The following is a 12,630-nucleotide window of genomic DNA, read 5'->3' as shown; positions in this document are numbered from 1 at the left end:
GCCCCCGTGAGGAGAAGCAATCCAGTGAGGACAGGCGGCCGCGGTGAGCCAGCAGGACAACGTGCGGGTGACCCGAGACGAGGCCGCCCAGGCGAGTACCCCGGCCCGACCGGGGTCTACCGCCCCGGACGGCGGTTCCGGGCGCCAGGACGTGGAGTTGCCCGCCCTGGGCTTGGTCGGCACGCTGCGGTTCGCCTGGACCCAGCTGACGAGTATGCGCACCGCGCTGATGCTGTTGCTGATGCTGGCGGTGGCCGCGGTGCCCGGGTCGCTGTTCCCGCAGCGCCCGGCCGGCCCGGAGATCGTCAACCAGTACCTGGAGGACAACCCGGTGCTGGGGGAGTGGCTGGACCGGTTCCAGCTGTTCGACGTGTACTCCTCGGTCTGGTTCTCGGCGATCTACCTGCTGCTGTTCGTCTCGCTCATCGGTTGCGTGTTCCCGCGCGCCGTCAAGCACGCCAAGGTGCTGCGCTCGGCCCCGCCGCGCACCCCGCGCCGGCTGTCCCGGTTGCCGGAGTATGGCCGGGTCGTGCTCGAGCCCACCGGCCCCGCCCCGGCCCAGGCGGTGGAGCAGGCCGCGCAGGTGCTGCGCAAGCGCGGCTACCGGATCGAGGTCCGCCAGGAGCCCGACGGCGGCGCCTCCGTGGGCGCCGAGCGCGGCTACGTGCGGGAGATCGGCAACATCGCCTTCCACTTGTCCCTGATCGGGGTGCTGGCCTTCATGGCTGTGGGCGGCTTGTTGAGCTACTCCGGGCAGAAAATCCTCGTGGAGGGGGAAGAGGGGTTCGCCAACACCCTCGTCTCCTACGATGCCTTCACTCCCGGCGGTGCCTTCTCCGAGGACAGCCTGGTGCCGTTCTCGATGTCCCTGAAGAGCTTCGAGAAGGTCTTCGACCGGGAGTCGGAGACGCACTACGGCCAGCCGCTGGACTTCACCGCGGTCATGGAGGTCCAGGATGGCACCACTGGCGAGCCGGAGGAGCGGATCCTGAAGGTCAACCACCCGCTGGCGTTCGGCGACACCCGGGTCTACCTGGTGGGCAACGGCTACGCCCCGGAGGTCACCGTGCGGGACGGCAATGGGGACATCGCCTTCCAGGGGCCGGTGGTCGGCCAGGTCCAGGACGAGGTGTACACCTCGCTGCTGACCATCAAGGTCCCCGACGCCCAACCCGATCAGCTCGGCTTCGTCGGGTTCTTCCTGCCCACCGCCTACACCGGTGAGGACGGGGTGGCGATCTCGATCGACCCGGACCTGTACAAGCCCGAGCTGAACCTGAACGCCTACTACGGCGACCTCGGCCTGGACGAGGGGAAACCGCAGAACGTGTACGTGCTGGACACCGAGAACCTCACCGAGCTGAACTCCCGCAACCTCGACTCCGGGGGCATCACCTTGTCGGTGGGGGAGTCCTATGAGCTGCCCCAGGGCAAGGGCTCCATCAGCTTCGACGGGGTCAAGCCCTATGTCGGCCTGGACATCCTCTACGACCCGGGCAAGTGGGGCGTGGGTGTGTTTGCCGTGCTGGCCCTGATAGCCCTGGCCGTGAGCCTGTTCGTGCGCCGCCGCCGGGTCTGGGTCCGGGGCACCACCGGCCCCGACGGGTCCACCATGGTCGAATACGGGCTGCTGGCCCGCGGCGAAGACTTCGGGTTGCGCCAGGAGAACCTGGCCCTGCGCCGGAAGTTCGAACAGCTCTGGCCGGTTACCGCGCCACAGGAGCCCGGGCCGTCCTCGTCCTCCACCACCTCCTCCGGCACGACCTCCGACACATCGTTCACCACTGCCTCAGCCCCTGCCGGGAGCCCCGGCGCCACCCCGGACGGCCCCGCCGGGCCCGTCCAGAACCGACCGGAGTAACCCATGCCGTCCATCAACCTGCAGCTGGCCAGCTACAGCGACCTGTTCATGCTGATCGCCGCGCTGATCTACGCCGTCGCCTTCATCCTGTTCGCCCTGGATTTGGCCACCTCCTCCAAGACCATCCGCGCACTGGAGACCGAACTGGCCCGAGAACGAGAACGACAACAGGACACCGCCGACACCGCCGACGCCGCCGAATCTGTGGCGCGGCGGGAGCATTTGGTGGGCGCCGGCGTGGGGGGTTCGGCCCGGACTACGGGCCCACGGGCGGTACCCGGCGCCCACACGAACGGCACCGGTGCGGGTGGGGGTGAGCTGGTGGATGAGGACATGGACTACCTGGGCACCACCGCCCGCCCGGTGGCCAACGTCGCGGTGGCCCTGATGGTCATCGCCGCCGCCCTGCACGCCTTCGCCGTCATCGCCCGCGCCGTGGCCGCGTCCCGGGTGCCCTGGGGCAACATGTACGAGTTCTGCACCACCGGGGCGATGCTGGTCGCCGTGGTCTACCTGCTGTTCCTGATCCGCAAGGATCTCCGCTTCCTGGGCACCTTCGTGACCGGGCTCGTGGTGATCATGATGGCCGCGGCCACGATCGGCTTCCCCACGCCCATCGCGCACCTGCAGCCGGCCCTGCAGTCCCCGTGGATCGTCATCCACGTCTCGATCGCCGTGCTGGCCTCGGCGCTGTTCACCCTGACCTTCGCGATGAGCGTGCTCCAGCTCATCCAGCACCGCCGCGAGGCCAAGGCCCGGGCCGGCACTACCCCGGGGTGGGCCTTCATGCGGCTGGTGCCTTCGGCGCTGAGCCTGGAGAACTGGGCCTACCGGATCAACGCCGTGGGCTTCGTGATGTGGACCTTCACCCTGATCGCCGGGGCCATCTGGGCCGAGGCCTCCTGGGGCCGGTACTGGGGTTGGGACACCAAGGAGGTCTGGACCTTCGTCATTTGGGTGATCTACGCCGGTTACCTGCACGCCCGCGCCACCCGCGGCTGGACCGGGGAACGCGCCGCCTGGCTCTCGATCATCGGCTACGCCTGCATCGTCTTCAACTTCACCATCGTCAACACCTACTTCCCCGGACTGCACTCCTACGCCGGCCTGCCCTCCTAAGAACAAAGAAGGGGCACCGGTCACATCGAACCGGGCCGGGGTCTCAGCGCCAGCTCGCCCCGAGAGGTCCGGAGGGCTCGCGGGGCGGTCGATCCCTTCGCGCCCGGGGTGGACGCCTCACCGCCATCGACCACGGTAAGGTCATCACGTGCTGTATAGTCAGCGCATGCTGACTATTGCTTCGCGCGTGGACGTGATGAACCGGTTGGGTCGGGCGATGGCCGATCCCACGCGATCGCGCATCCTGCTGTCCCTGTTGGAGGCGCCCGGGTATCCGGCCCGGCTCGCCCGCGAGCTGGGGTTGACGCGCACGAATGTGTCGAACCATCTGGCCTGTCTGCGCGGGTGCGGGTTAGTCGCGGCGGAGCCGGAGGGCCGGCAGACCCGGTATGAGATCGTCGATCCGCACCTGGCGGCGGCGCTGACCGCGTTGGTGGAGGTGACCCTCGCGGTCGATGAGACCGTGCCGTGCCTGGATCCGGCCTGCACCGTTGCCGGGTGCTGCTCCGGACGGGAGGGCGCGTTGTGAGTTCGGCGTGTGGCTGCGAAGAACCCTCCCCGACGCCAGCAGTGAGCAACGAGGCGAACGAGGTGCAGGCCCCGTGGTGGCGTGATCGGGGCATCCTGATCCCGGTGCTCTCCGGGGTCGCGTTCCTGACCGGCCTGATCCTGGAGTGGTCCTCCGCCCCGACGGCCGCGCTGGTCGTGTTCTGGATCGGGTTGGTGCTGGGCGCGTCCACGTTCGTGCCCGGGGCGATGCGCAACCTGTTCACGAAGGGCAGGGTCGGCATCGGATTGCTGATGACGATCAGTGCGGTCGGGGCGGTGATCCTGGGCTATGTCGAGGAGGCCGCGGCGCTGGCGTTTTTGTACTCGATCGCCGAGGCCCTGGAGGACAAGGCGATGGACCGGGCCCGCGGTGGGTTGCGCGCCCTGCTGAAGCTGGTGCCGGAGACCGCCACGGTGCTGCGCGACGGCGCACCGGCGGTGATCCCGGCCAGAGAGCTCACGGTCGGTCAGGTGTTGCTGGTGCGGCCCGGGGAGAGGGTCGCCACGGATGGCATCGTGCGGACCGGGCGCAGCAGCCTGGACACCTCGGCGATCACCGGGGAGTCGATCCCGGTGGAGGTCGGCCCGGGGGAGGCGGTGTCGGCCGGGGCGATCAACACCGCCGGGGCCCTGCAGATCCAGACCACCGCCGGTGGGACGGACAACTCGCTGACCACGATCGTGGAGCTGGTCGAACAGGCCCAGGCGCAGAAGGGAGACCGGGCCCGGTTGGCGGACCGGATCGCCCGGCCGCTGGTGCCCGGGGTGATGATCCTGGCCGTGCTGGTCGGGGTGATCGGATCGCTGGTCGGTGACCCGGAGTTGTGGATCACCCGGGCCCTGGTGGTGCTGGTGGCCGCCTCGCCGTGTGCCCTGGCCATCGCGGTGCCGGTGACCGTGGTCTCCGCGATCGGCGCGGGCAGCAAGTTCGGGGTGATCATCAAGTCCGGTGCCGCCTTCGAACGCCTCGGCGGCATCCGGCACCTGGCCGTGGACAAGACCGGAACCCTGACCCGCAACGCCCCGACCGTGACCACCGTGATCACCAGCGACGGGAACACCGAGGACCAGGTGTTGGCCTGGGCGGCCGCACTCGAGCAGCACAGCACCCACCCCCTGGCGGCCGCCATCACCGCCGCTGCCCCCACTGCCACTGCGGCCCAGGCCGTGTCCGAGCAGGCCGGTCACGGCCTCACCGGCACAGTCGCCGGGCGTCCGATCACGGTCGGCAGCCCCCGATGGATCGACCCCGGCCCGCTCGGGCCCCGAGTAGAAGCTCTGGAGGCGGACGGCCAGACCTGTGTGCTGGTGACCCGGGACGGCACAGTGGTGGGCGCGATCGGGGTCCGCGATGAACTGCGCCCCGAGGTCCCCGAGGTCGTGCGCACCCTGGACGCTCACGGGATGCACATCACCATGCTCACCGGGGACAACGCCCGGACCGCGCACGCCCTGGGGCGCCTGGCCGGCATCGAGGATGTGCGCGCCGAATTGCGCCCCGAGGACAAGGCCCGCCTCGTCACCGAGCTGGCCCGCACCCGGCCCACGGCCATGATCGGTGACGGCATCAACGACGCCCCGGCCCTGGCCGGGGCAACCGTGGGGATCGCGATGGGCGCCACCGGCTCCGATGCCGCGATCGAGTCCGCGGACGTCGCCTTCACCGGCCACGACCTCCGGCTGATCCCGCAGGCCCTGGCCCACGCCCGCCGCGGCCGGGCGATCATCAACCAGAACATCGTCCTGTCGCTGCTGATCATCATCATCCTGCTGCCGCTGGCCATCACCGGCGTGCTGGGACTGGCGGCCGTCGTGCTGGTCCACGAGGTGGCCGAAGTGATCGTCATCGCCAACGGCCTGCGCGCCGCCCGCACCCCCCGCAGGCCCACCGCCCAGCCCGCTGGCCGCGCCGCCGCGCCCACCGGCCAACAGGTGCCGGCGGCCTAACCGGGGCGGCACCTGCCGGATGGCGGGCCCGGGTGTCGCTCTCGGGGCAAGCGACACCCGGGCCCGCACCACCGCGGCACGGACCCCCGCTAGGGTGGCAGCGGCATCAGGGTGAGGTCTCGGTCAGGTTCAGGTTGCCACGTCGGATGGGGCGGGGCGCGAGGTCCCGGTTCGTGGGCGCCCGGTGGGCGCATCCGGCCGGGACAGAATCAATGCGGTGAGCAGGAAGGCCATCGGAGCGAACCCGGCCGTCAGCACCGAGATGCCGGCCAATTGCTGGTCCAGGGTGACCGGTGGCCCCCAGGTGCGCGCCATGCCGACGAACCAGTCCGGTTCTAGCACCGGCAGGACACCGGCGGCCAGCACCACGGCCCAAATCAGCAGTGCGGCGGTCAGGACCGCCGCGGTGCGAATCCGGGCGGCTCGCGACGCCGGACGCCCGTCGGAGGGCCCCAGCACCGCGGTCATGAAGCAGAACCCCACCCCGAGGAAGTACAGGTTCGCCACCTGGTGCACGAGCCAGTAGTCCAGCACCAGGCGAAAGAGTGGTGTGTAGTAGAGCAGCCCGAGCGAGACGGCCAGTACCGCGGCGCTGAGGGCCGGGGCCGACAACGCGGGGCGGGCCGCGTCCAACCATTCCCGGGGGCCCCGGCTGCCGTCGGTGCGTCGAGGCACGGTCGCAGCGACCAGCTGCAGGGGCGCGCCGAGCGTCAGCAGCAGCGGAACGAGCACGGCCAAGGCGAGCAGCATCAGGGTGTGGGCGCTGTAGAGCACCATGCCGTAGATCGTCGGCGCCGAGCAGGTGACGTAGAGCAGCAGACCTAACCCGGTCAGCCAACTGGCGGTCCGCGGCCAGGCCCAGGTGTGGGCCTGACGCACTCCGAGGAGGTAGACGGCGGCGGCGGCGACGGTGGCCGCAACCCAGAGCCAGTCCCACCGCCATTCGGTGAGCCACTTCTCCCAGGTCAGTTCGGGGGGCAACAGGTAGCCGGTGAGGATCTGGGCCGGGGTGGCCGCCGGTTTGATCTCCTGCGGGACCGGGGGGGCGGTGCGCCCCAGGGCGGCGGTGACCCCGATGATGCCGGCCATGATGCCCAGCTCGGCCACCACCAGCCGCCAGGCGGTCCGGTCGGCCGGGACGGTGCCGAGCCGGGCGATGGCCCACCGGCGGTGGCCCAGGCCGATGGCCCCGAGCAGCACTGTCGCGGCCGCCTTGAGCAGGACCAACTGCCCGTACGGGCTGACCAGTCCCTCCCATGAGCCCAGACGCAAGACGGAGTTCACCACCCCGGAGGCCAGCACCAGGAAGAACGCCACCCCAGCCAGGGCCGAGAAGCGTTCCAGGACGGTCCTGGCCAACCGGTCACCGCCGGGGGCATCGGTTCCGACCCGGGAGGGGTTAAGCGTGGGGGCGATCACCGTCAGGGCGGCGACTCCGCCCACCCAGACCAGCACCCCGAGCCAGTGCACGACCAGGGCCCCGACGCCGGCATAATGATCGTCGCTGCCGGCGGCGTGGCCGACCAGGGAGATCGGGATGGCCGCCGCCGCGGCCAGCAGGGCCGTGGCGCCCAGCCCGGCCGGGGACCGGACGAGGAAGGTCAGGGTGGACACGACGAAGGCGATCACCACGACGGTGGCCCACGCCTGGCCCACGACCAGGTCGGTGACGAAGTACACCAGCTCCCGGGCAAAAGCCTCGCTGCTCGACACCGGTTGGCCGGACAGATCGGCATAGGTGAACACCAGGACGAGCACCGCTGACAGCGCCCAGAGTACGGACACGGCCGAGGCGGCGGTCATGACCCGGGTGGACGCCGGATGGGAGTCGCGGGCGCCCTGCCGGCCCCCGAGGACCGGGGTGTCGGCGCGCCGGGGCGGCAGGACGGTGGCCGCAAACAGCAGGCAGCCCACCACCACGGCCAGCGCCAGGTGGTGCACGGTCACCGCGATCGGCAGCACCCACCGGGCCAGGGCCCCCGGGTCCAGGGCCTCTCGTTCGGCGAGGGCCCCGGTGTACGCAGCGCTGGCCACGACGGTGGCCGCGGCCAGGATGAACGCGGCCACCAGCCAGGGCGTCGACCGTCCCGGCCGGTCAGAGGCAGCGGCGCTGTTCGGGACGTCCGGTGCTGGCGGTGGGCCCATCGGGGCCGGCACCGGTGGGCCGGCGGTGCTCACCGGGTGCTCACTCGGTGCCCGTGGCACCCGCGCGGCGGCGCGCCAGCAGGGTCGCGACGACGATCACCAGCGCCAGCGCCAGGATGGCCGCCAGGACGATCACGAAGCCGACCGGGAACCCCGAAGCGGGCTCCTCGGCGCCCGGCTGCTCGGCGCCGGTCTCGGCGGTGGGCTCGGCCTGCGAGGGCTCCGAGGCGGTGGGCACCGGCTGGGCCGGCGCGGTGACCGGGGCGCCGGACGGTGACGCTGGGGCTTCCGTCCCGGTCACGGTGAAGTCGAAGCTGCCCTCGATCGGATGGGAATCCGAGGACACCACCCGCCATGTCACCGTGTACTCTCCGGCCGGGGCGTCGGGCCGCAGTGGTTGGGCGGCGCTGTTCCCGTCGATTTGCACCTCCCCGGTGGTCCAGTCCGCGCCCTGGGCGTCCTCGACCAGGATCACCGCGCCCAGGGCGAGCGGGGTGTTGCTGAAGGAGACCTCGATGGCCTCCGGCGCCGTCTCCAGGGCCTGCCCGTCGGAGGGATTCGTGCCGGTCACGACATCATGGGCCGCGGCCGGAGAGAGTGGCCCCAACAGGGCCAGCACCAGGGCGGCCAGCACGGCCAGGATGGGCACGGTGGGCCGGGCAGCGTATGGACGCAACAACTTCTACCTCCTGTAGAAAACGCCCCCAGCCTACCAACGGTGCCCGCCTGCGCCGTCAGGTGTGACCTGTGGTGCATCGGGGTAGTAGTGCTGCCCCTAGGGGAGGGCCGGAGGCGGTGGTCACCGGGAGGTGCCGGAGGGCGTTTCGGTGGCGAGTTGTTCAAGGTAGGCGTTGTACGCATCCAGCTCCGGGGTGCCATGCAGGTCGGCCTCGGCGTCGGCCCGGCGGGCCTGGCGGGTATCGGCGCGGAACCATTGGTGCGCGATAAACACCAGGATCAGCACGGTCGGCAACTCACCATAAGCCCAGGCCAGCCCGCCGGCGACCTTCTGGTCGACCATCGGGTCCAGGTCCCAGCTGGCCGGCGGAGTGGCGAAGAACTCCACGATCGGGGTGGTGGCCATCATCAGGACCACCCCGAAGAAGGCATGCAACGGCATCTCGATGGCCACGTCCAGCAGGCGCCCACCATAACCCTGCTTGGCCGGCAACGGATCACTGGAGAGCAGCGGGACGGTGAACAGGACCCCCGCGGCCAGGAACAACAGCTCCAGCCCCGTGTGGCCGTACCAGGTGGGCAATAACCGGTCGTCCAGGCCACTGAGATAGATCCCGTAGTACGTGATCAAAAACAGCGGGATGGTGAAACCCGGGTGCAGGACGATCCGGCCCCATCGGGACCGCAAACCGGCATGGGCCCATCGCAGCACCGCCGTGCCCGGCCCGCGGTGGGGGGTGGCCCGCAACAACAAGGTGCCCGGACTGCCCAACACCAGCAGCGGGGGAATGGCCATCATCAAGGTCAGTTGCTGGAAGATAAACACCGAGAACATCTTCAGCCCATAACCCTCGATGCCAGCGCCCATCGTCACCGCGATCGCGGCGCACCCAACCACGAAACACAGGGTTCTCCACACTGGCCACCGCCGCCGCGCGCTCCACAACCGCACCGCGCCGGCCAGGTACAGCACGCCCAGCACCACGGCGATGGCAGGGATCAGCGGGATCGGCTGCAGCGTGGGCGCCAGGAAGTTCTCCATGCTGGGAGGCTCCGTGGGGATCCACACCGGCCCGTCCATACTGCGCTCACCCATCGGTACAGAGAGCCTCCACTGTCATCGTCCCAGTCTCCCACGCCCCGCGGGCGGAGGCCGTTCCCGGCTCATCGGCGTGAAGGGCGGCTCGCCCCAGGGCCCTGCAGAAGGCAGTTTGTTGACAACGCTGGGCTCAGGGGTCCTCACGGGCAGGGTACCGCGCGTGAACCCGGACAAAACGGGGCCCCGGGGATCAGCCCGGCCGCGAGAAAAGGATCAAACCGCGTACCGGCCCCGGGGCCCCTAGTCAGCATCTCTTCTGCCTTGAGGAGATGCCACCAGCATAGGACCGCATTGTGGGTCCCACCCGCACAGCGGCTGAAAGTTCCCTGGCAACCGACCACCGGCCCAGGGCCTCATGGACTGTGCCGGAGTCCGGGTGCCCCTGTCGGGACACGCTCGACGGATCCCCCGTCCCCGGGGCGCCCCTGGCGGTTGGCCGGACAGCGAGAAACCCGGGCATGACATCCCTGGGCGTGCGTATCACCGGCCCTATCGATCCGCCACTGACTGCCGGGCCGGAGACCTGCCGGTGGTCCTCGGGGCGAGGGGCATCCTGTTCTCTCGCCTGCAAGGCGACCGCGGACGGCGCAGCTGCCACCCCGGCCGCAGTGGACATGAAGCGGCTCACCGGCCGTGGGCTGACCCCGGCCCAGTGGCCGCAGGGTTACAACACCATGGAGGGCTGCGTGGCGCTCTGCGCGGGCCTGGTGGCCGAGAAATGTCCGTTGAGGTCAGCCAGCCTCGAAGAGTTCAGTGAAGACTGTAAGGTTCAGTATATGCTGACTCTTTCCTCTCTTGTGGAGGTGATGAACCGGTTGGGGCGGGCGATGGCCGACCCAACCCGGTCCCGAATCCTGTTGACCCTGCTGCAGGGCCCGGCCTATCCGGCCGAGCTGGCCCGGGACCTGGAACTGACCCGGTCGAATGTGTCGAACCATCTGGCGTGCCTGCGGGACTGCGGGATCGCGGTCGCCGTGTCCGAGGGCCGCCAGACCCGGTATGAGATTGCCGATGCGCACCTAGCGCGGGCGCTGACCGCGCTGGTCGATATCACCCTGGCCGTGGATGAGAGCACCCCGTGCCTGGACCCTGTGTGCTCGGTGCCCGGCTGCTGCCGCCCGGGGGTGGGTGCGTGATCCTGTCCTCGATCCTGCAGGCGGTCGGTCTGTTTTTGGTCACGAACATCGATGACATCATCGTGCTCTCGTTATTCTTCGGCCGCGGCGCGGGCCAGCGCGGGACCACCGCCCGGATCCTGGTCGGCCAGTACCTCGGGTTTGTCGGGATCCTGGGTGCGGCCGTGCTCGTCTCGCTGGGCGCGGAGGCGTTCCTGCCCCCGGAGGTCATCCCGTACTTCGGGCTCATCCCGCTGGGCCTGGGATTGTGGGCGGCCTGGCAGACCTGGCGCGGGGACGACGACGATGATGACGAGGCCAAGATTGAGGGCAAGAACGTCGCCGCCTGGACCGTGGCCGGGGTGACCTTCGCCAACGGCGGGGACAATATCGGCGTCTACGTCCCGGTCTTCCTCAGCGTGGGCCCGGGCGCCGTGGTCGCGTACTGCGTGGTGTTCCTGGTGCTGGTGGGAGTGCTGGTGGGCCTGGCCAAGTTCGTCGCCACCCGCCGACCCATCGCCGAGGTGTTGGAACGCTGGGAGCACATCCTGTTCCCCATCGTGCTGATTGGCCTGGGCGTCTTCATCCTCATCAGCGGCGGGGCCTTCGGCCTCTGACCGCGCCGGCCCTCGGCCACGCACTGCCCGCTCGTCCATGCCCCACCGGCCCGGTTGCCACACGGCGACCGGGCCGGTGGGGTGCGGGCGTGGTCTAGACGGGGGTGGTGAAGGTGCCGGCCAGGTTCTGCAGTTGGTCCATCCACATCATCCCCGGCATCCACAGCCCGGAGACCCTCAGGACCCCGACGAACACCAGCAGGGAGCCGCCGAGGATGTTGAACACCCGGATGTTGCGGCGGATGTAGCTCAGCGCGGCGGTGACCCTCCTGATCCCCGGCCGCGGCCAACTGGACAGAGGAGGACCCCGCCAGTACCGGTCATGCCCCGAGCTCAGCGCGCTGCAGAGACGCTTCGCTCCGCGTCGTTCTTGTCCTCAAGGTGAGGCAGGGCTCTACCGATCGCGGAGTACTCCTGGCGCCGTGCCCGCCAGGGCGTCCACCACAGCGGGGTGGGCACCCCGGCCAGTACCGGGGACAGCGGGGTGGCGTTGATGGCCATCCCCACCGCCCAACTGATCAGCACGGTGAGGACGAGCTTGGCGCCGTCGTGCAGAATACCGACGTTCACGAGGGTTTCCAGAGCCCACCCGTGGAAGAGGACCACCACGGTGCCGGTGCGCACCACGGCGCTGACCGGCCGGGACAACCCTCGCACGATCCGGTCCACCACGGTGCTGAAGATCAGCACGAGGCCGGCGGCGGTCAGGGCGCCCACTACCGGGGTGAGCAGGAAGGTGCCGAAGCCGGCGAACTTGATGTTCAGCGGTTCCACCCCGAGCCGGACGGCCAGCAGCCCGACGCCGACGCAACCGGCCCCGATCAGGGCCCGGTTGCCCTGGATCCGGGGCAGGACACCGCAGCGGAACCATTCGCCGGCCAGCACGAAGAACAGGCACGGCAAAGCCAGCCCAAGCCCCAGCGGGGTGCGGCCCAGCAGGGAGTCCGGGAGCAGAGCCAGGACGAGTCCGACCACCGAGACCGCCCAGGCCACCCACGCTGGGAACCGTTCCAACCAGCGGCGCAGCACAGTAACGAAGAACAGCACGGAAATAAACCAGAACGCCCACCACGGCGGGGCCTGGTCCGAGCCGCCATACCAACCGGTGGCCATCAGTGGCCAGAACCCGTCGGGGGCGTCTCGGGTCCACGCCCAGGCGGCCACGCTCATGATCACGGCCCAGACCAGGTACGGCACCGCAAGGTTCTTCCAGCGGGCCCGGAGCTCGAGCTCGAAGGGGCGTCCTCGGGTCCAGAAGTAGCCGGTGAGGAAGAAGAACAGCGGCATCCGCCAGATCTCCAGGTACTCCCCGCCGGGAAGCCGCGGCCCGTAGGCGTGGCCGGCGACCACGGCGACGATCGAGACGATACGCAGCACGTCCACGCCGGTGTTCCGGCGTGGACGGGGTTGCGGCGGTGCCGCGGGGGTCAGTGCGTAAGAGATATGGGCCTTTCGGTGTCAATGTCCCGCGGGGCAGGTCTCCGGATCCATGCCGGTGGG

General features: G+C 70.1%; 11 protein-coding genes. 6 read left to right on the top strand and 5 right to left on the bottom strand.

Annotation, left to right across the window (positions count from 1 at the left end):
- Positions 1-43 precede the first annotated feature (43 nt).
- The 4 genes from resB to PLJ28_RS08640 all read left to right on the top strand — a co-directional run bounded on the left by resB (position 44) and on the right by PLJ28_RS08640 (position 5,476).
- Positions 44-1,861 (top strand): cytochrome c biogenesis protein ResB, encoded by a 1,818-nt coding sequence (gene resB / locus PLJ28_RS08655; RefSeq protein WP_502877081.1) that lies wholly within the window; start codon positions 44-46, stop codon positions 1,859-1,861.
- Positions 1,862-1,864: 3 nt separating this feature from the next.
- A complete protein-coding gene (gene ccsB / locus PLJ28_RS08650) occupies positions 1,865-2,980 on the top strand; it encodes a c-type cytochrome biogenesis protein CcsB (protein WP_324590038.1) in 1,116 nt (371 codons plus the stop codon).
- A 166-nt stretch (positions 2,981-3,146) separates the two neighbouring features.
- Positions 3,147-3,509 carry a Cd(II)/Pb(II)-sensing metalloregulatory transcriptional regulator CmtR gene (gene cmtR, locus PLJ28_RS08645; protein WP_298043082.1) on the top strand — a complete coding sequence of 121 codons (363 nt, stop codon included), beginning with the start codon at positions 3,147-3,149 and terminating at the stop codon, positions 3,507-3,509.
- Positions 3,506-5,476: a heavy metal translocating P-type ATPase gene (locus tag PLJ28_RS08640; RefSeq protein WP_298043034.1), complete on the top strand. Its 1,971-nt coding sequence runs from the start codon at positions 3,506-3,508 to the stop codon at positions 5,474-5,476. Before cmtR (PLJ28_RS08645) ends, PLJ28_RS08640 begins: the two co-directional genes overlap by 4 nt.
- Before the next feature lie 129 nt (positions 5,477-5,605).
- On the opposite strand, the gene PLJ28_RS08635 is transcribed toward PLJ28_RS08640, so the two are convergent.
- From PLJ28_RS08635 to PLJ28_RS08625, 3 genes are all read right to left on the bottom strand, one after another.
- Positions 5,606-7,543, bottom strand: a complete 1,938-nt coding sequence (locus PLJ28_RS08635) for a bifunctional copper resistance protein CopD/cytochrome c oxidase assembly protein (RefSeq protein ID WP_298043036.1) — start codon at positions 7,541-7,543, stop codon at positions 5,606-5,608.
- A 118-nt stretch (positions 7,544-7,661) separates the two neighbouring features.
- Positions 7,662-8,297 carry a copper resistance CopC family protein gene (locus PLJ28_RS08630; protein WP_324590037.1) on the bottom strand — a complete coding sequence of 212 codons (636 nt, stop codon included), beginning with the start codon at positions 8,295-8,297 and terminating at the stop codon, positions 7,662-7,664.
- A 123-nt stretch (positions 8,298-8,420) separates the two neighbouring features.
- On the bottom strand, positions 8,421-9,395 hold the full coding sequence (locus PLJ28_RS08625) for a cytochrome c oxidase assembly protein (protein WP_298043041.1): 975 nt from the start codon (positions 9,393-9,395) through the stop codon (positions 8,421-8,423).
- A gap of 779 nt (positions 9,396-10,174) precedes the next feature.
- Here PLJ28_RS08625 and cmtR (PLJ28_RS08620) point away from each other — a divergent pair.
- The gene (gene cmtR / locus PLJ28_RS08620; protein ID WP_298043084.1) at positions 10,175-10,534 is read left to right on the top strand and encodes a Cd(II)/Pb(II)-sensing metalloregulatory transcriptional regulator CmtR; all 360 of its coding nucleotides are present in this window, start codon (positions 10,175-10,177) and stop codon (positions 10,532-10,534) included.
- On the top strand, positions 10,531-11,130 hold the full coding sequence (locus tag PLJ28_RS08615; RefSeq protein WP_298043086.1) for a cadmium resistance transporter: 600 nt from the start codon (positions 10,531-10,533) through the stop codon (positions 11,128-11,130). The genes cmtR (PLJ28_RS08620) and PLJ28_RS08615 overlap by 4 nt, the downstream gene beginning before the upstream one ends.
- Positions 11,131-11,224: 94 nt before the next feature.
- On the opposite strand, the gene PLJ28_RS08610 is transcribed toward PLJ28_RS08615, so the two are convergent.
- Both PLJ28_RS08610 and PLJ28_RS08605 read right to left on the bottom strand, forming a co-directional pair.
- Complete coding sequence (locus PLJ28_RS08610; RefSeq protein WP_324590036.1) at positions 11,225-11,356, bottom strand: hypothetical protein; 132 nt, start codon at positions 11,354-11,356, stop codon at positions 11,225-11,227.
- Positions 11,357-11,463: 107 nt separating this feature from the next.
- A complete protein-coding gene (locus PLJ28_RS08605; RefSeq protein ID WP_298043044.1) occupies positions 11,464-12,513 on the bottom strand; it encodes an acyltransferase family protein in 1,050 nt (349 codons plus the stop codon).
- Positions 12,514-12,630 lie beyond the last annotated feature (117 nt).

Origin of the sequence: Citricoccus sp. (genome assembly GCF_035445025.1) — a bacterium.
Taxonomy (GTDB): Bacteria; Actinomycetota; Actinomycetes; order Actinomycetales; family Micrococcaceae; genus Citricoccus.
This window is presented reverse-complemented; position numbering and strand designations above follow the sequence as displayed.